The organism is Microbacterium sp. UBA3394 (assembly GCF_002358725.1).
In the GTDB taxonomy this organism is placed as follows: domain Bacteria; phylum Actinomycetota; class Actinomycetes; order Actinomycetales; family Microbacteriaceae; genus Microbacterium; species Microbacterium luteum.
This window is the reverse complement of the sequence record NZ_DEPK01000072.1, coordinates 1-16,222: the sequence shown is the minus strand read 5'-3', so window position 1 is coordinate 16,222 and position 16,222 is coordinate 1. Positions and strand designations below refer to the sequence as shown.

Below are 16,222 nucleotides of genomic sequence, written 5' to 3'. Positions count from 1 at the left end.
CAGGATCGGCACGACCTTCGCCGCTTCGTGCAGCGCCTCGGCGACTTCGTCGACGATCCGCGGTGCAAGCCCCTTGGTGGGCTCGTCCACGAGGAGGAGGGCGTTGTCGTTGATGAGGGCGCGTGCGACCGAGACCATCTGCTGCTGTCCGCCCGAGAGCGTGCCGGCCGGCTGATCGCGGCGTTCGACGAGGTCGGGGAAGAGCTCGGCGACGAACTCGCGGCGCGGGTTCTTCTGCCGCTCCGCGAGCGCGAGGTTCTCGGCGACGGAGAGTTTGGCGAACACCTCGCGGTCCTCCGGCACGTAGCCCACTCCCCGCTGGACGATCTTGTGGGTGGGCATCGTGTCGATGCGCGTACCGGCCAGGGTGACGGTGCCGCGTCGCTGGATGAGGCCGAGGATGCCGCGCAGCGTGGAGGTCTTGCCGGCGCCATTGCGGCCCAGGACGGCGGTGATGCCGGTCGCGGGCACCTCGAAGGAGACGTCTTCGACGACCTGCTGCCCCGCGATGGAGCACCGCAGGTGTTCGACGGCGAGGATGGGTGCGGCGCTCATGCGGCATTCCCCAGGTACGCCTGCTGCACGACGGGGTCCGCCATGACCTTCTGCGGCGTGTCGTAGGCGATGATGCTGCCGAAATACATGACGGCCACCTTCTCGACGAGGCCGAGCAGCACCTCGAGGTGGTGTTCGACCATCAGCACCGTGCAGCCCTTGTCGGCCTGCATGGTGCGGATGTTGTCCACGAGCCCGGCGACGTCGCCCGAGGCGACGCCGGCCATCGGTTCGTCCAGCAGCACGATGTCGGCCTGGGTGGCGAGGATCACCGCGATTTCGAGCTTGCGCTTGTCGCCGTGGGAGATGTCCCCGGCCAAGGCGCGCGCCTTGTGGTCGAGGCCGACGGTGCGCAGCTTCTCGTGAGCGATCTCGACGGCGTGGTCGGCTCGGCGCGGGAAGTGCAGGAGCGAGCCCGACCCGCCTCGCGCTGCTTGAGCCGCCAGCCGGACGTTCTCGAGCACGCTCAGCTGCGGGAAAAGACTCGATGTCTGGAAGGTGCGGCCCAGCCCCGCCCGGGCCCGCGCCGGCACAGAAATCGAGGTGATGTCGTTCCCGTGCATGAGCACGCGGCCTGCGGTGGGCTTGACGAGTCCGGAGATCACGTTGAAGAGCGTGGTCTTGCCGGCGCCGTTGGGGCCGATGACCCCCACGAACGATCCGGCGGCGACATCGAGCGCGACGTCTTTGAGGATCGTCGCTCCCCCGATCTGCAGACCGAGCTTCTCGACGCGGATGGCGGACTCCGCGGGCGGGACGGGTGCGTTCATCGCTGCTGCTGCCTCGCCTTACTCTGCTTCGGCGGGTGCGACGGCGTCGGCGTCGACCGTGTCGATGAGCTCGGGCACGAAGGCGTCGCCGTCGGCGACCAGGCGCACCTGGTACATCTCCTGGAGGAGGGCGTGGTCGCTTTCGCGCACCGTCATGGTGCCCTTGGGACCGTCGAAGGTGAAGCCTTCCAGAGCGTCGATCATGCCGTCGACCTCGCCGCCGCCCTCGGCGATGGCCTGGACGATCATGACGGCCGCGTTGAAGCCGTCGGGGCTGAACAGGTCGGGCGTGCCGCCCTCTGCCTCGATGTACTCCACCATCGCCGCGTTGACGTCGTTGTCGGGTCCACCGGGGAAGTAGTGGTTGAGGAAGTTGATCTGCTCGGATGCCTCGCCGTACGCGCCGAAGGTGGCCGCATCGCCGAGGCCGGTCACGACCGGGATCTCCTCGAGGACGCCCTGCTGGCTCATCGCCTGCCACATCGCCCCGCTGGTGGCACCCGCCCACGCGACGAAGACGAGGTCGGGGTCGCCGGCGAGCACCTGCTGCGCGAAGGGCGTGAATTCGGTGATGTCCTCGGCCACGAGCACGGAGTCGACCTCGGCCCCCTGGGCGCCGAGGATGGCGGCGACCGCCGCCTCGTTGCCCTGCCCGAACGCGGTGTCCTGGGCGAAGACGGTGACCTTCATGCCGTCGAGGTCGTCGAGGAAGGTTCCCGCGGTCGCGACGTCTTGCGCGCTCTGTCGGCCCGAGCGGAACGTGTAGTCGTTGATGCCGGTGACCGCATCGGCAGCGGCGGGCCCGGAGATGTAGAGCACCTGGTTCTGCTCGGCCTGCTCTGCCACGGCAAGAGCGACACCGGAGGAGACGGTGCCGGCGAGGATGTTCACGCCCGACCCGATGAGCTCCTTCACCGCGGTGACGGCCTTGTCGGGGTCGCCGCCGTCGTCGCGGTACTCCACGTTGATGGCCGTGCCGTCGACTTCCATCGTGCCGTCGGTGGCCCAGTCGAGGCCGGCCTTGAAACCGTCGAGGTACTGTTCGCCGTAGCCGGCGAGAGCCCCGGTTTCGCTGGTGACGATGCCGACGGTGACCTCGCTCGCCGCGCCGTCGTCACCCGAGGCGTCGCCGCCATCGGTTCCGGCCTGCGGTGCGCAGGCCCCCAGGACGAGGGCGCCCGCGGCGACCGCGGACCCCAGGAGGAACTTCTTCGTACTCCGCATGTGCGTGCCTTTCGCCATTGAGAAGGGTTCATGACCTGAAAGGTCATTCAGGTACTGGGAACACCTAAACATGAGACCCCATTCAGGTCAAGCGCCGCGCATCCCTCGACACCGGTCCTACGCCTCGAGAAACGCCGATTGCCGCGAAACATCACGCGTTGCGGTGTTTATCGCGCATTGCGGTGTTTCTCGTCGAGCCGTCGCCGCGTAGACCGGCCGACGGAAGGACGAAGCCCCGGGATGCGGTGGCATCGTCCGGGGCTTCGAGGAGGTGGTGCGCCCCCAGGGACTTGAACCCTGAACCCACTGATTAAGAGTCAGTTGCTCTGCCGATTGAGCTAGAGGCGCGGAATCGATTCGCCGAACGTTCCTGGGCGAACCGAGGGTCAACGTTACCATCACGATCCTCACATCTGAAATCGAGGAGGGCATCGGCCGCTTATCCTTGAGATCGTGCCTTCCCCCGACATGTCGTCATCGCCCGTGCGCGCCGAGCCCGCCGACCTGGAGCTCGCGCTGCGCATCGCGGACGCGGCCGACGCGGTCACCATGGCACGATTCGACGCGGCCGATCTCGACGTGCAGCTGAAGCCGGATCACTCGCATGTGACCGAAGCCGACCTGGCGACCGAGCGTGCGATCCGCGGGATCCTCGCCGCCGAGCGCCCCGAGGACGGCGTCTACGGCGAAGAGTTCGGCGTCACCGGCGACAGCACGCGCCAGTGGATCATCGACCCGATCGACGGCACCGCGAACTACCTCAAGGGCATCCCGATGTGGGCGACCCTCATCGCCCTTGCGGTCGACGGCGTACCCACCGTGGGCGTCGTCGCCCAGCCCGCGCTCGGGCGGCGCTGGTGGGGCGCGACCGGGCACGGCGCGTGGACGAACTCCCCCGCCGGCGACCGCCGCATCCGGGTGTCGGATGTCTCGGACGTGTCGGAAGCAAGCGTCAGCTTCCAGTCGATCGGTCAATGGCGTGACTATGGTCGTCTCGATGCGCTCGAGCGGGTGACGAGCGCCGCCTGGCGAGACCGCGGCTACGGCGATGCATGGCCCTACATGCTTCTCGCGGAGGGACGGCTGGAATTCGTGGCCGAGTTCGACGTGAAGCGCTACGACATCGCCGCCCTCATCCCGATCGTGCGCGAGGCCGGGGGCGAGTTCACCGACATCGACGGCGGCGACGGACTCGACGCCCTGTCGTCGCTGGCCACCAACGGCCGCCTGCACCGCCCGTTCCTCGACCTCATCCACGACCGCCTTCCGGAGACCCCCTGATGCCTCTGCCCCGCGCCCGCGCCGGCCTGCTCGTCGCTGTGACCGTCGCATCGCTGACGCTCGCGGCCTGCAGCACGACCCCCGAGACGGTCGTCACCGAAGACGCGCTTCCGTCGCCGCCCGCGACGTCGCCTGAGCCGACGGCGACCGTCGAACCGTCGGAGGACTCGGCCGAGCCCGTCTCGGCGGAGACGCCGACGTGCGAGGGGATCATCCCCGCGTCGCTGATCGCGGAATTCGAAGCGGAGGGATGGTCGGTCGAGGAGGACGTCTTCCGCGTAGCCGGCATCGAACTCGCCGACGGTGTGCAATGCCTGTGGGGAGACTTCACCATCGCGAGCGACCATGTGCAGCTGTTCGGATGGGCTCCCATCACCAGCGAGCAGTCGGGCACCGCTCAGGGGGAACTCGTCGCCTCAGGGTGGCGCAGCGAGCAGGACGCCCGTGGCGTGATCGTCACAGAGAGCGCGGACACCACCGTCACGACGGACGACGAGGGGTACGGTCTGACCTACCTCTTCGGAGACGGCTGGGTGAAATACGCCGACACCAAGCAAAGCATCGCGCTCGTGGAGTGGCCGCGGGACTGATGAGAATGTGAAGAACCCTCCGATCCGTACATGTCGGACAGGAGGGTTCTTCGCACAGGAGCGAGAAGTCGCTCAGGTGGCGGCCCCGTGGTTGATGACGTGCAGCCAACGACCGAAAGACGTGTCTTCGCTCTCCACCGTGACCTCGGCCACGTGGGTGCTTTCATCTGTCGTCATAGAGACCCCCTTTGTTATGCGGTTCCCTTACTGTGCACCATGCCGCCTTCGCAAAACATGCCCTTGACAGAAGTTGTAACAGTTTGAGAGCGGTTTCTTATGCCCATCGTCAGAATCGCCGTTCTTAACGCTGCCGTCGCGGGGACGACGCGGGATCCGATCGCATGAGGGATCGCCGTTCGCCCCGTCCGGTTACCCCTCCGGCACCGTGCACGTGACCTGCTCCGCCGTCGTTCCCGCGACCGTCGACGGCAGTGCCACAGCCGTCTCGGTCGGGCCGGGAGCGGACCCGCCGGTCGCTGACGTCGACGGGTCGGCCGTGGGTTCGGGCGAGATGGTGCCATCGGCATCCTCTCCCTGCACGACGACGCCGTCACCCTGGGATGCCTCGCCGGTGAGCTCGATCGGCTCGTTCGCCCGGATGGCCGCGAAGACGGCCTCGGCCGTCTCGGTGAGGGGCAGCACGAGGTTGTTTTCGGGGTTCCCGCTCGGCGCGTAGCTCGTGGGGTACTGCACGAAGACGATGTCGTCCATCGGCACGTCTTTCAGCGCCATCGCGATCTGCACCATCCGCGTCGGGTCTGCGAGGCCCTCATCCAGCACGAGTTGCCCGCTGTTGACCTGTTGCATCGCGGTGGTCGCGAGGCTGAACAGGGTCGTGGGATCGCGCAGGGTGTCGTCGTCCTGCAGCTTGCGCATGAGCGATGACATGAACTGCTGCTGATTCGAGATGCGGGCGAGGTCGGACCCGTCGCCGATTCCGTGACGGATGCGCAGGAACTGCAGCGCCTGCTCACCCTGCAGCGTGTGCGTTCCGGCGGTGAGCTGCAGGCCGGTGTGACGGTCGCTGATGTCGCCGGCGACGCAGACCTCGACCCCGCCGAGGGCGTCGGACATGTGGATGACGCCGGTCCACCGGATCGCGCCGGCGAAGTCGATGTTCATGCCGGCGAGATTCGACACGGTGAGCGCGGTGCAGGCCAGCCCGCCGTAGCCGTAGGAGGCGTTGATCGGCATCTGCGTCATCGCGGAGTATCGCCCGCCGTCTTCGGCGGGACACGACGGGATCTCGACGAGCATGTCGCGCGGGAATGACACGACCGTGACGCGTCGCTGTTCGTCGCTGATATTGACGAGCATCGTGACGTCGTTGCGTTCGAGCCCGTCGTCGTCGATCCCGCATCGCGGGAACAGCCGAAGGTCCTGGCCCTCGCAGGAGTCGGTGCCGACGAGCAGAAGGTTCACACCCCCTTCGATCTCGCCGATCGTCGGGGGAAGCGGGGCGTCGCGTTCCAGGGTGACGGCGGTTCGCTGCAGCGTGGCCGTGGAGTCCCACAGCGCGAAGGCCGCGACCGACAAGCCGGAGACGGCGACGATCGCCACGAGCACTCCGACGATGGTGAGGATGCTCCGGGAGGGCCGCGGCGAGGACAGCTCCCCATGGCGTGCCACCGTGTTGCGCCGTCGTGCGGCCATGCGTCTCCTCCAGCGTCGACGCCCGCTCCGTCGGTCGTCGACGTCGTTCCCCTCACGCTAGACGCTGGTGACCGCCCGATCCAGCTTCCGCTCCGCACTCGCCCGACGCCCGCTCGCACGGGGGCGACCTGTGGTCAAGTCCCCACATGCTCGGCCGCGCCCGGCCAGGATGGACGCATGCGAGACGATCACGAGCGGCGCGCCGACGAACGCCGGCGAGACGGCGACAACGAGGGTCCCGTCGAGGAGGAGCTCGAGCTGGAGTTCGAAGACGTCGTCGGCGAGGGCGCGGAGCGACTCCACCGCACCTTTCGCGCAACGACCGTCACCGGGTTCCTCGGCGGCATCGAAGTCGGCGTGGGCGTGCTGGCCTACATCGGCGTCCTCTACGCAACGGACGACCAGCTGCTCGCGGGTCTCGCGTTCAGCATCGGCCTCCTCGCCCTGCTCATGGCGCACAGCGAGCTGTTCACCGAGAACTTCCTCATGCCGATCGCAGCCCTCATCGCCCGCGAAGGAACGATCGGCCAGTTGCTGCGACTGTGGAGCGGCACCCTGCTCGCGAACCTCGCCGGCGGCTGGCTCGTCATGGCGATCATCGTGCTCGCCTTCCCCGAGTGGCACACGGTGCTGGATGAGACGGCGCACCACTTCCTGGATGCTCCCCTCGACTGGCGCTTCGTGATGCTGTCCGTGCTCGGCGGTGCGGTCATCACACTGATGACCCGCATGCAGGAGGGGACGGACTCGGAACCGGCCAAGATCGTCGCAGCGGTCGCCGGCGGCTTCATCCTGGCCGGCTTCCAGCTGTTCCACTCGATCCTGGACTCGCTGTTCGCCTTCGGTGCGATCCTGAGCGGCGCCGAGATCACCTACCTCGACTGGCTGCTGTGGTTCCTGCCGGTGCTGGTGCTGAACCTTCTGGGCGGGCTGCTGCTGGTGACCGTGCTGCGCATCGTGCGGGAGGGCGAGCTCTTCACGCTCCGCCGGCAGAACCGAGACTGATCCCTCGCATGCGGCGCCTCTGTGCCTCTACGGCTCGACGTCGACGTACCAGGGGCACTCTTCCGGACCCTCCGCGTTCGGTTCGATCTGCCGCAGATACTCCAGGCATCCCCCCAGCACCGGCACCTGCACGGTGACGGCCTCAGCGACGTCGGTTTCGAACGTCACGGGGATGGTTCCGCCGGGATCAGCGTCCAGCGGGTCGATGAGAGGCGGGTCGTCCAGGCTGTCGCGCGCGCCGTAGCTGACGGTGCTGTCGGCCGCCACATCGATGCGAAGGGTGTCCTGCACGGGATCGCCGACGGAAACGGTCATCGAGCGCTCCTGGTCGCTGTTGTTCACGACGGCGGCGACGAGGTTCCCCCGCGTGCCGTCGTCGTTGGCGACGACGAGAACGTTGCGTACGGCCACGTCTCCCAGACCCTCGACGTTGACTCCGTCGCCCGCAGAGGAGCGGTACTCGTTCTCGTCGACGAAAAAGCTGCACGCGCTGGTGCCTGCGACCACAGCCGCCAGGAGCATGATCACGCCTGTCAGGCGTGTCCTCGCACGGTCGCGCGCACGGGTTCCGGTGGTCTTCTCTCGTTCACGCATGAGGCCATCGTCACCAGCTGCACGGCGACGGTGAAGGGGGTTGCATCAGCGACGGCCGTCGTTCTCGTTCCCGGATCCGGCCCAACGCGGCTCGGGCCGGGTTAGCCTGCCGCTGTGACCGCCGCGCCCCGCTCCCGAATCGGGATCTTCACGCGCGCGCTGCTCGCCGGCGGCATCGGCGTCACCGTGGTCGCTCTCACCGCGACCGTGACGGCGAGCATGAGCGACGATGTCGACGGGATGCGCGGGGCCGGCGTCTTCATCGTGTCGGGCCTCACCTTCACCGCGGCCGGGCTCGTGATCTACGCGGTCGCCACCCACGGGGCGGTGTTCATCCGCGCCGTGGTCGAGGCGGGGACCATCCGCCGATCGCGCACGCCACCGAATGACGAAGACACCGCGCCGGCTGGCGATGACCCGGCGTCGGACGACCCGCCCCGACTGACCCCCTGACTCCGCGCTCAGCGCGTCGATCGTGCGAGGGGTCCGCCGTCGAGGTTCTCGTGAAGTTCGACCAGCGACTCGTACACGCGGAACGCTCCAGCCTCCCGGAGTTCCGCTTCGGAGAAACCGCCCGTGCGCACGGCGATCGTGGGTACGTCGAGCTTGCCGGCGGCGACCGCATCCCACACCGAATCGCCGATCATCACGCCGGACGCGCCGTCGACCTTCTGCAGCGCGACGCCGACGAGGTCCGGCTCGGGCTTGGTCGCGTCGACGTCGTCGGATGTCGTCCACGCATCGGCGACCTCTCGTCCGCCGAGCAGGTCGAGGAAGTGCTCCACGTGCGCCTTCTGGCCTGAGCTGGCGAGCACGAGACGGAAGCCACGGGACGCGACCTCGTCGATCAGGGCACGAGCCCCCTCGAAGGGCTGGATCTCATCCAGCATCGGCTCGAACTCCTCGGTCCACGCCGCGCGAAGCTCGTCGCCGTGCGCCTTCTCGACGTCTTCACCGGCGATGGCGGTGACGAGGTTGTCGCCACCCATGCCGATCGCGCGATGGATGCGCCACACGGCGGGGGTGATCTCGTACCGCCGGAACGCGCGGTACCACGCGAGTGCGTGCTGGTAGTTGGTGTCGACGAGGGTTCCGTCGACGTCGAAGATCGCGGTGTCGGCCATGGGCTCCTCCGGGGATGCGGGTGCGTCGAACCTCGCCAGCCTCTCAGTCGGAGGCGAATTGGCCGGAGGGGTTGCGCTGGGCGCGATGTCGCGACATCAGGGGATCACGACGATCTTCCCGGGCGCGTGCGACGACTCCACCGCCGTGAACGCGGCGACGATGTCGCCGAGCGGGAACGTCTGCGCGACCGGAAACGCGAGCTCACCCGACGCGATGCGGTCGAGCAGCATGGCGAAGTTCTCCGGCGTGCGGGCCGCGCGCTCGACGTTCGGCACCCCCAGCTCATCGAGGGCCGCGTATGCCGCGATCGCGGTCATCCGTTCGGTGGGCACGCCGCGGCTGATGCCGATGTCGAGCGCGTCGCGCCCGTGGCAGTCGATCACGGCCGTGATCGTGCCGTGCGCGGCGACGCGGTCTCCGGCGCCGTCGCCGTACTCGACGGGCTCCGCACCGAGGGAACGGATGAGCTCGGCGTTGGCGCGGGACCCCGTTCCGATCACCCGAGCGCCGGTCGCCACGGCGAGCTGACACACCACCATGCCCACCGCACCCGAGGCGCCCCCGACGAGCAGCGTGTCGTCCGGCCCGACCGGAACCGTCGTCACGCACGACACTGCGGTGAGGCCCGCGACCCACAGCGAGCCGGCGACCTCCACCGGCACGTTCTCCGGTCGTCGAACGAGCGCGGATGACTTCGCCAGCGTCCGCTCCGCGATGCTCCCGGGGCCGCTGCCCGCCACCTCGTCTCCCACCTCGATCGGTGTGCCGTCGGCGTAGGCCGCTCCCTCGCCGACCGCTTCGACCGTGCCGGCGAGGTCCGAGCCGATGCGCCGCGGGAAGGCCGTCTTGAGCGGGATGAAGCCGCTGCGCACCTTGGCGTCGTAGGGGTTCACGCCGGCGGCGCGAATGCGCACCGCAACCTGGCCCGGGCCGGGCGCGGCATCCACCACCTCACTGACGTGGAGCGCCTCGGGTGCTCCGACCTCGTCGTACATCACGGCACGGCTCATGGCGACCTCCTCCTTGCGGTGGTTCCGCCAGCCTACGGTCGCCCGTGCCGCTCCTTCTCGTTGCGCGAGATCCGGCTGTTGACGACCATGATGACGATCGCTGCGGGCAGCAGGAACGCGACGATCAGCAGGCCGGCCAGCCATCCGAGACCTGGCCCTTCCCACGTCGCCGAACGGGTGATCGCCCACATGACGACGCCCAGCAGCACGAGCACGATGCCGATGCCACGCAGCACCGCCATCCACGGCTTCTCACCCTCGGGCTGCTTCGACCACGGGATCATCGTGCCGGGGTTCGATCGCGCGTACGCGATCACTCCCCCGGCGTAGCAGGCCGCTCCGATGACGGCGACGACGATCCAGAGCGTTTCCATCCCGCCAGCATCCCGTCGCGGGGTCTCCCGCGCAACCACGGGCGCAGAACCCCTCACCCTGCCGCGGCGGCGAACTCCCTCATGCGGGCTACGAAGCGCTCGGGTTCGGCGAGGTGCGGGTAGTGCGTGGTCTGCCACACCTCGTAGGAGGTGCTCGGGATGCGCTCACGCAGCCACGCGACATAGTCCGGCCCGGGGTCGAGCCCGGCAATGACGAGATAGGGAACGTTCGGCGGCACCGCGACGGTTTCGTCGACGGTGACGGCCAGTTCCTCGGGAGTCTGTGTGAGCATCGGAGCCCACACGCCGAGCACGACCTCCCGCCGCGGGGTGCGGAGCCGGGCGAGCCGCTTGTTCTCCGCCTTCGGGAGGGGTCCCTTCATCGAGCGGAAGAGTCCGCTCACGAGGAGCGGGAACAGCGGGCTCTTCAGCAGCGGTTCCATCTTCTTCACACGCTCCTGCATGTCGCCGAGAGCGAGCGGCTGGTCGATGTTGACGACGCCGCGAGTGGGATACGTGGAACCGTACGCGGTGGCGATGATGCCGCCCATCGAGTGTCCGACCACGATGGGCACCGCGCCCGGGCGCACGGCCTCGACGGTCGCGTGAACGTCAGCCGCGAGGGTGAGTGGATCGAACGGCGCCTGGAGGGCTGATCGGCCGTGACCGCGCACATCGACGCGGAGCACCTCGAAGTCGGCGGTGAGATCGATGGGGTCCCACACGGCGCGGTTCTCGGTGATGCCGTGGATGAGCACGAGCAACGGGCCGGAACCGGCGATGTCGTGAGCGAGGACGAGTGGAGCGGCGGTGTCGGGTGCGCCTGTCATGAACCAAACGTAGAGGCGTCGGTGTCAACGCGTCACGCGACGCTCTCGACCCTGCAAGAATCGCGGGATGAGTCTGATGGTGAATGTCGTCAACGTGTTCGTCGATGACGACGGCGAGCACGGCAATCCTCTGGGAATCGTGTGGGCGTCGCCGCAGACGAAGAAGCGCGAGCAGGACATCGCCACCGACCTCGGTTTCAGCGAGACGATCTTCATCGACGCCGTCGACGACGGCACGGTCACGGCGCGGATCTTCACCCCGTCACGGCAGTTGCGCTTCGCCGGGCACCCCGTCGTCGGACTCGCGGCGTGGCTGCGGAGCACGGATGAAGACGTCAAGGAGATCGATGTTCCCGCCGGCAGCGCCCGGGTGCGTTTCGACGGCGATCGGGTGTTCGTCAACGCTCTGCCCCAGTGGTGCCCCGAGTTCACCTTCACCCAGCTCGATGAGGCGTCCGAAGTGACCGCCGTCGACCCCGACGCCTATTCCTTCGGTGCCAACTACGTCTGGGCCTGGATCGATCGGGAGGTCGGCACCGTGCGTTCCCGCATGTTCGCACCCGACCTCGGCATCCGCGAAGACGAGGCGACCGGCGCGGCCGCCGTCCGTCTGACGGCGGAACTCGGTCGAGACCTCGACATCACCCAGGGTCTCGGATCGCGGGTCTACACCCACGCGCGCTACCTGGGTCAGCAGGTCGAAGTCGGCGGACGCGTGTCGGACGCGCGCCTCATGGAGCTCACGTAGTCGCCTGAAGGCGAGGCGACGACAAGACGCGTCGCCCCGCGCCAGCCGGGACTCAGGCGTCGCCGCTGACGTCGATCAGCACCTTGCCGACCGCGCCCTGCTCGACGGCGTCGTGAGCGACTGCCGTCTCTTCCAGCGAGAACCACGTCAACGGCAGTCCCGCATCTTCGCCGACAGGTAGCGCCCCGTCGTGCAGTGCGGCGGTGATGTCCTCGGCGGCGGCGCGCAGCGCATCGTCACCGACGGTGTAGAGCAGAAGCCCCTGGATGCGCACGTTCTTCGCAAAGGTCGGTCGCACCGGCAGGGTGGCCTGCTCGCCACCGTTGTCGGCGTAGTAGGCGATCGAGCCGTGATTCGCGATGACCTGACCGTCGAGCTCCGCGTTCTCGGCGATCGACACCTCCACGATGTGATCGATGCCGGCGGGGGCGAGCGCGCTGATCTGGTCGGCCGCGTCGGCGTCGCGGTAGTTCACGGTGTGGTGGGCGCCGGCTGCACGGGCGAGCGCGGCCTTCTCGTCGCTCGAGACGGTGGCGATGACCTCGGCTCCCGCCCACACGGCGAGCTGGATGGCGGCGTGTCCGACGGCCCCTGCTCCCCCGGCGACCAGCACGACGCGCCCGTCGAGCGATCCCGGCGACAGGCGCGCCGGGCCGTTTTCGTGCACGGTGAGCGCGCGGTGGGCCGTCATCGCGGGAACGCCGAGACTCGCGGCGACGTCGAAGCCGATCCCATCGGGAAGCTTCACTGCGCGAGAGGCCGGCACGACCGTGTGCTCCTGCGCGGTTCCGGTCGGGCGCTCGTGCTGGGCGAGGTAGAGCCACACCCGGTCGCCGACGGCGAGTTCGGTGACGCCGTCGCCGACCGCGTCGATCACGCCCGCCCCGTCTTGATTGGGCACGACCTCGTCGAATCCGAGAGGGGCCGCGCTGCCGGCGCGGGCCTTCCAGTCCGTGGGGTTGACGCCCGAGACGGTCACGCGCACGCGCACCTCTCCCGCGCCGGGCGCGACGGGCTCGCGCTCGGCGAGCGTGAGGACGGAGGAGCTTCCGGTGCCGGTGTAGACGATTGATCGCATACGGGTGCCAACCCGCCGGACGCGGGCGACATTCCGATTCGCCGGTCGGATCGGCCGGGCGCCGGCCCGCTCAGTCCGACGGCGGGCGGCGCAGCCGTTTCACGTCGGTGCGCTGCTTCTTGGCCTTGAGTCGGCGTTCCTTCGCTCCTCGGCTCGGCTTCGTCGCACGTCGAGCGGGGCCGGGCGGTCTCAGGGCGTCGGCGACGAGCGCCGCCAGACGCTCGCGGGCGGCATCGCGATTGCGCAGCTGAGCGCGATGCTCGGATGCGGTCACCGTCAGCACGCCGTCGACCAGGCGATGGCGCAGCCGATCGAGCATCCGTTCCCGCTGTCGCTCGGAGAGCGTGGTCGATTCGGCGACATCCCACATCAGTTCGACGCGGGAGTCTGCGGTGTTGACGCCCTGCCCGCCCGGACCCGACGATCGCGAGAACCGCCAGGTCAGTTCGGACTCCGGGATCGTGAGACGGTCATCGATCCGGAGCCCGGGGCGATGGGCGCTGGGCATGTCATCCATCTTCACCGCGATCTGCGACGAGCGCACCGTCTGATGTCTTCCCCGTGTCGACGCCGAGGTCTACTGTGCGAGCCATGGTCGTCGAACAACGTGTGCTCGAGTGGATGCTGGACACCGATCCGGCGCTTCGGTGGCAGGTGGAGCGCGACATCGCCCACGCTCCACCCGAGGTGTGGCAGGCGACGCGGGCGCGCGTGCCACAGGAGGGGTGGGGTGCGCTGCTTTTGTCCAGGCAGGACGACGAGGGCCAGTGGGCCGGTGGCGCGTACTTTCCGGCGGGCTTCTTCGGCAGCGAGGAGCAGAGTCAACCGGGCCAGCCCTGGGTCGCCACGACGTGGACGCTGAAGGATCTGCGCGAATTCGGCGTTCCCGCCGCGGCCCTCGGTGACACCGCAGCGAGGCTCGAGCGGAACAGCCGATGGGAGTACGAGGACCTGCCCTACTGGAACGGCGAGGTCGATGTCTGCATCAACTCGTTCACGCTGGCGACCGGCGCCTGGCTGGGCGTCGACATGACCGATCTCGCCACATGGTTCCGCGAGCACCGGCTCGACGACGGCGGCTGGAACTGCGAGGCCGAGGAGGGCGACTCGGTGCGGTCGTCGTTCCACTCGACGCTCAATGCGCTGCGCGGTCTGCTCGCCTACCAGCGGCTGACCGGCGATGAGTCGCTCACCGAAGTGCGCCGCACGGGCGAGGAGTACCTGCTCTCCCGCCGGCTGATGTATCGCGCATCGACAGGTGAGCTCGTCGACCCGTTCGTGACGCACTTCATCTACCCGAACCGGCACGTCTACAGCGCTCTCGCCGCTCTGGACTACTTCCGCGATGCCGCCGCGTACGAGGGCACCGCCCCGGACCCGCGCCTGGCCGAGGCGATCGACCTCGTGCGTGAGCAGCGTCAGCCCGACGGCACGTGGATCCAGTCCCGTCGCCTCGCGGGTCGGGTCTGGTTCCACATGGACGTTCCCGAGGGCGAGCCCTCCCCGTGGCTGACCCTCATCGGCACCCGCGTTCTGGAGTGGTGGGACGCGTCGCAAGAGGCGCCCGCGGCGTAGCTCGCCAAGAGGGACTCGGCACACGCTCGAAACATGGCGCCTCTATAGTCGGACGCGATCCGAAAGGCTTCGCCATGACCCTCCGCCTGATCCACGACACCGATACCGCGCAAGATGACGCGTTCGCGCTCATGATCGGGCTGCGGCATGCGAACACGCGCGTCGAGGCGGTGACCGTCAACTACGGCAACGTCGACTTCGATCAGATGGTCGAGAACGCCCTGTACACGATCGAGGTGGCCGGCTTCGGCGGCCGGGTTCCGGTGTACGAGGGGTGCCGACTGCCGCTCATCGCTCCCTTCGACGACTCGTCGTATGTGCACGGGGTCGATGGATTCGGCGGCGCGAACTTTCCCAAGGCGGCGCAGCGGGCTGAGACCGAGAACGCCGTGTCTGCGCTCATCCGTCTGATCAACGACAACCCCGGCGAGCTGACGATCATCGCTCAGGCGCCGCTGACGAACCTCGCCTGCGCGGTGGCCGCCGACCGCTCGATCGCCGGCAAGGTGAAGCACCTCTATGTCATGGGTGGCACGAACAATGCGCTCGGCAACATCACCGCGGCGGCCGAGGCGAACTTCTGGCACGACCCCGAAGCGGCGAAGGTCGTGCTCGCGGCCGGGTTCCCCACGACGATCGTGCCGTGGGACCTCGTGATGTCGCACGGGCGGTTCAGTCCCGATCAGCTGCGGATCATCGACGAGCTCGACACCCCGCAGTCGCGTTTCTTCACGCGCGCGAACCGGGCGAGCGTCGAATACGTCGAGAAGACGCATGGGGTGCCCGGCAGCACTCATCCCGACTCGATCGCCGCCGCGATCGCGGTCGAACCGTCGATCATCACGAAGGCGACGGACTACTTCGTCGACGTCGAGACGAACCCGGGCCTCACCCAGGGCTACATGCTGGTTGACGCCGTTCGCCGCTCGGGCCGCGAGCCGAACGCACGCGTGGTCGAGGCGATCGATCAGGACCTGTTCTTCCAGACGATGGTCAACGCCCTCTCCTGACCGGAGGCGACGCTCGTCGATCGCGGTCTGCCTTCCGCCATCCGAGGAACTCCCCTAGTATCTGCACATGCGCGAAGATTCACAGGCATGCACCTTCGATGCCTCCAGTCAGTACGTCGATCTTGCGGCCGAGGTGTTCTCGCTGCTGTCGGATGCGACACGGATCCGCATCATCCTCGCCCTGCGCCGAGGCGAACTGTCGGTCGGCGAGATTGCCGAACGCGTCGGCAAGTCGCCGACCGTCGTTTCGCAGCACCTTGCGAAGTTGCGGTGGGCGCGCATCGTCGCGACGCGTCAGGAGGGCACCCGGGTGTATTACAACCTCATCGACGAGCACGCGCGACAGCTCGTGACGCATGCCGTGTTCCAGGCTGAGCACGTCGTGGGCGACACCCTGCCCCGTCATCACATCGGCGCATCGGGCCTGCCGGAAGCAGACGGCGATGCGGAGACAGCGCCGTGAGCGTCGACGCGCGCACAGCGACACACGTCACCTCGGGCGCACGGGAACGGAGCCTGTGGAGCCGCATCGACCGCGGCGATCTGATCCGCACCCTCTTCGTCGCCGCGTGTGCCGTGGCGGTCGCGCTCGGCGCGACCTGGCCGTGGCCGCAGGTACCGGTCATCGCGGTCGTGGGTCTCGCGGTGGGATGCTGGCCGATCGCCACCGAGGCCTGGGAAGACGTGCGACACCGGCGCATGAGCATGGAGCTGTCCATGCTCATCGCGATCGTCGCCGCCGCCGCGATCGGCGAATGGGTGACGTCGCTCGTGATCGCTGCGTTCGTGCTGGCTGCCGA

At 68.4% G+C, this 16,222-nt stretch carries 20 protein-coding genes and 1 tRNA gene; 9 read left to right on the top strand and 12 right to left on the bottom strand.

Going from position 1 to position 16,222, the window contains the following annotated elements; translation table 11 throughout:
- The 4 genes from B4E30_RS04265 to B4E30_RS04250 all read right to left on the bottom strand — a co-directional run.
- Window positions 1-555: ABC transporter ATP-binding protein (locus B4E30_RS04265; RefSeq protein WP_286793638.1), on the bottom strand; the 555-nt coding region annotated here is incomplete at its 3' end.
- A complete protein-coding gene (locus B4E30_RS04260; protein WP_286793637.1) occupies window positions 552-1,325 on the bottom strand; it encodes an ABC transporter ATP-binding protein in 774 nt (257 codons plus the stop codon). The genes B4E30_RS04265 and B4E30_RS04260, both read right to left, overlap by 4 nt.
- Before the next feature lie 18 nt (window positions 1,326-1,343).
- Window positions 1,344-2,549, bottom strand: coding sequence for a substrate-binding domain-containing protein (locus B4E30_RS04255; protein ID WP_286793636.1), 1,206 nt, complete (start codon window positions 2,547-2,549; stop codon window positions 1,344-1,346).
- A 272-nt stretch (window positions 2,550-2,821) separates the two neighbouring features.
- Window positions 2,822-2,897 (bottom strand) — tRNA-Lys (locus tag B4E30_RS04250).
- 120 nt (window positions 2,898-3,017) lie between these two features.
- Here B4E30_RS04250 and B4E30_RS04245 point away from each other — a divergent pair.
- Both B4E30_RS04245 and B4E30_RS04240 read left to right on the top strand, forming a co-directional pair.
- Window positions 3,018-3,830, top strand: coding sequence for an inositol monophosphatase family protein (locus B4E30_RS04245; RefSeq protein ID WP_286793639.1), 813 nt, complete (start codon window positions 3,018-3,020; stop codon window positions 3,828-3,830).
- A complete protein-coding gene (locus tag B4E30_RS04240) occupies window positions 3,830-4,420 on the top strand; it encodes a hypothetical protein (RefSeq protein ID WP_286793635.1) in 591 nt (196 codons plus the stop codon). Before B4E30_RS04245 ends, B4E30_RS04240 begins: the two co-directional genes overlap by 1 nt.
- A 369-nt stretch (window positions 4,421-4,789) precedes the next feature.
- Here B4E30_RS04240 and B4E30_RS04235 read toward each other — a convergent pair whose 3' ends face one another.
- Entirely contained in the window at window positions 4,790-6,073 is a 1,284-nt protein-coding gene (locus B4E30_RS04235) for an LCP family protein (protein ID WP_286793634.1), read from the bottom strand.
- Between the two features lie 177 nt (window positions 6,074-6,250).
- Between B4E30_RS04235 and B4E30_RS04230 the strand changes: the two genes are divergently transcribed.
- Window positions 6,251-7,078, top strand: coding sequence for a formate/nitrite transporter family protein (locus B4E30_RS04230; RefSeq protein ID WP_194385065.1), 828 nt, complete (start codon window positions 6,251-6,253; stop codon window positions 7,076-7,078).
- Between the two features lie 27 nt (window positions 7,079-7,105).
- Here B4E30_RS04230 and B4E30_RS04225 read toward each other — a convergent pair whose 3' ends face one another.
- A complete protein-coding gene (locus B4E30_RS04225; RefSeq protein WP_194385064.1) occupies window positions 7,106-7,672 on the bottom strand; it encodes a DNA modification methylase in 567 nt (188 codons plus the stop codon).
- A 114-nt stretch (window positions 7,673-7,786) separates the two neighbouring features.
- Here B4E30_RS04225 and B4E30_RS04220 point away from each other — a divergent pair, with 114 nt between their 5' ends.
- Window positions 7,787-8,125, top strand: coding sequence for a hypothetical protein (locus B4E30_RS04220; protein WP_286793633.1), 339 nt, complete (start codon window positions 7,787-7,789; stop codon window positions 8,123-8,125).
- Between the two features lie 8 nt (window positions 8,126-8,133).
- Here B4E30_RS04220 and B4E30_RS04215 read toward each other — a convergent pair whose 3' ends face one another.
- The 4 genes from B4E30_RS04215 to B4E30_RS04200 all read right to left on the bottom strand — a co-directional run bounded on the left by B4E30_RS04215 (window position 8,134) and on the right by B4E30_RS04200 (window position 11,011).
- The gene (locus B4E30_RS04215; RefSeq protein ID WP_286793632.1) at window positions 8,134-8,796 is read right to left on the bottom strand and encodes an HAD family hydrolase; all 663 of its coding nucleotides are present in this window, start codon (window positions 8,794-8,796) and stop codon (window positions 8,134-8,136) included.
- Window positions 8,797-8,892: 96 nt separating this feature from the next.
- Window positions 8,893-9,807, bottom strand: coding sequence for an NADP-dependent oxidoreductase (locus B4E30_RS04210; RefSeq protein WP_286793631.1), 915 nt, complete (start codon window positions 9,805-9,807; stop codon window positions 8,893-8,895).
- A gap of 32 nt (window positions 9,808-9,839) precedes the next feature.
- Entirely contained in the window at window positions 9,840-10,181 is a 342-nt protein-coding gene (locus tag B4E30_RS04205; protein WP_286793630.1) for a hypothetical protein, read from the bottom strand.
- Window positions 10,182-10,234: 53 nt separating this feature from the next.
- Window positions 10,235-11,011, bottom strand: a complete 777-nt coding sequence (locus tag B4E30_RS04200; protein ID WP_286793629.1) for an alpha/beta fold hydrolase — start codon at window positions 11,009-11,011, stop codon at window positions 10,235-10,237.
- A gap of 67 nt (window positions 11,012-11,078) precedes the next feature.
- Between B4E30_RS04200 and B4E30_RS04195 the strand changes: the two genes are divergently transcribed.
- The gene (locus B4E30_RS04195; RefSeq protein WP_286793628.1) at window positions 11,079-11,759 is read left to right on the top strand and encodes a PhzF family phenazine biosynthesis protein; all 681 of its coding nucleotides are present in this window, start codon (window positions 11,079-11,081) and stop codon (window positions 11,757-11,759) included.
- Between the two features lie 52 nt (window positions 11,760-11,811).
- Here B4E30_RS04195 and B4E30_RS04190 read toward each other — a convergent pair whose 3' ends face one another.
- Together B4E30_RS04190 and arfB are read right to left on the bottom strand one after the other, a co-directional pair.
- Complete coding sequence (locus tag B4E30_RS04190; protein ID WP_286793627.1) at window positions 11,812-12,837, bottom strand: NADPH:quinone reductase; 1,026 nt, start codon at window positions 12,835-12,837, stop codon at window positions 11,812-11,814.
- A 70-nt stretch (window positions 12,838-12,907) separates the two neighbouring features.
- On the bottom strand, window positions 12,908-13,345 hold the full coding sequence (gene arfB / locus B4E30_RS04185; RefSeq protein ID WP_286793626.1) for an alternative ribosome rescue aminoacyl-tRNA hydrolase ArfB: 438 nt from the start codon (window positions 13,343-13,345) through the stop codon (window positions 12,908-12,910).
- 83 nt (window positions 13,346-13,428) lie between these two features.
- Here arfB and B4E30_RS04180 point away from each other — a divergent pair, with 83 nt between their 5' ends.
- The 4 genes from B4E30_RS04180 to B4E30_RS04165 all read left to right on the top strand — a co-directional run.
- Window positions 13,429-14,412, top strand: a complete 984-nt coding sequence (locus B4E30_RS04180) for a squalene cyclase (RefSeq protein WP_286793625.1) — start codon at window positions 13,429-13,431, stop codon at window positions 14,410-14,412.
- Window positions 14,413-14,486: 74 nt separating this feature from the next.
- Complete coding sequence (locus tag B4E30_RS04175) at window positions 14,487-15,422, top strand: nucleoside hydrolase (RefSeq protein WP_286793624.1); 936 nt, start codon at window positions 14,487-14,489, stop codon at window positions 15,420-15,422.
- A 67-nt stretch (window positions 15,423-15,489) separates the two neighbouring features.
- Window positions 15,490-15,885 (top strand): ArsR/SmtB family transcription factor, encoded by a 396-nt coding sequence (locus tag B4E30_RS04170; RefSeq protein WP_286793623.1) that lies wholly within the window; start codon window positions 15,490-15,492, stop codon window positions 15,883-15,885.
- A partial coding sequence (locus B4E30_RS04165) for a hypothetical protein (protein ID WP_286793622.1) occupies window positions 15,882-16,222 on the top strand: 341 nt, incomplete at its 3' end. The genes B4E30_RS04170 and B4E30_RS04165, both read left to right, overlap by 4 nt.

What these genes read in the sequence shown, in the direction of transcription:
- B4E30_RS04190 (WP_286793627.1), bottom strand. Translation starts at nt 12,837, where the DNA reads ATGCGATCAATCGTCTACACCGGCACCGGAAGCTCCTCCGTCCTCACG.
- B4E30_RS04255 (WP_286793636.1), bottom strand. Translation starts at nt 2,549, where the DNA reads ATGCGGAGTACGAAGAAGTTCCTCCTGGGGTCCGCGGTCGCCGCGGGC.
- B4E30_RS04225 (WP_194385064.1), bottom strand. Translation starts at nt 7,672, where the DNA reads ATGCGTGAACGAGAGAAGACCACCGGAACCCGTGCGCGCGACCGTGCG.
- B4E30_RS04195 (WP_286793628.1), top strand. Translation starts at nt 11,079, where the DNA reads ATGAGTCTGATGGTGAATGTCGTCAACGTGTTCGTCGATGACGACGGC.
- B4E30_RS04240 (WP_286793635.1), top strand. Translation starts at nt 3,830, where the DNA reads ATGCCTCTGCCCCGCGCCCGCGCCGGCCTGCTCGTCGCTGTGACCGTC.
- B4E30_RS04205 (WP_286793630.1), bottom strand. Translation starts at nt 10,181, where the DNA reads ATGGAAACGCTCTGGATCGTCGTCGCCGTCATCGGAGCGGCCTGCTAC.
- B4E30_RS04230 (WP_194385065.1), top strand. Translation starts at nt 6,251, where the DNA reads ATGCGAGACGATCACGAGCGGCGCGCCGACGAACGCCGGCGAGACGGC.
- B4E30_RS04200 (WP_286793629.1), bottom strand. Translation starts at nt 11,011, where the DNA reads ATGACAGGCGCACCCGACACCGCCGCTCCACTCGTCCTCGCTCACGAC.
- B4E30_RS04215 (WP_286793632.1), bottom strand. Translation starts at nt 8,796, where the DNA reads ATGGCCGACACCGCGATCTTCGACGTCGACGGAACCCTCGTCGACACC.
- arfB (WP_286793626.1), bottom strand. Translation starts at nt 13,345, where the DNA reads ATGCCCAGCGCCCATCGCCCCGGGCTCCGGATCGATGACCGTCTCACG.
- B4E30_RS04210 (WP_286793631.1), bottom strand. Translation starts at nt 9,807, where the DNA reads ATGAGCCGTGCCGTGATGTACGACGAGGTCGGAGCACCCGAGGCGCTC.
- B4E30_RS04260 (WP_286793637.1), bottom strand. Translation starts at nt 1,325, where the DNA reads ATGAACGCACCCGTCCCGCCCGCGGAGTCCGCCATCCGCGTCGAGAAG.
- B4E30_RS04175 (WP_286793624.1), top strand. Translation starts at nt 14,487, where the DNA reads ATGACCCTCCGCCTGATCCACGACACCGATACCGCGCAAGATGACGCG.
- B4E30_RS04180 (WP_286793625.1), top strand. Translation starts at nt 13,429, where the DNA reads ATGGTCGTCGAACAACGTGTGCTCGAGTGGATGCTGGACACCGATCCG.
- B4E30_RS04170 (WP_286793623.1), top strand. Translation starts at nt 15,490, where the DNA reads ATGCGCGAAGATTCACAGGCATGCACCTTCGATGCCTCCAGTCAGTAC.
- B4E30_RS04235 (WP_286793634.1), bottom strand. Translation starts at nt 6,073, where the DNA reads ATGGCCGCACGACGGCGCAACACGGTGGCACGCCATGGGGAGCTGTCC.
- B4E30_RS04245 (WP_286793639.1), top strand. Translation starts at nt 3,018, where the DNA reads ATGTCGTCATCGCCCGTGCGCGCCGAGCCCGCCGACCTGGAGCTCGCG.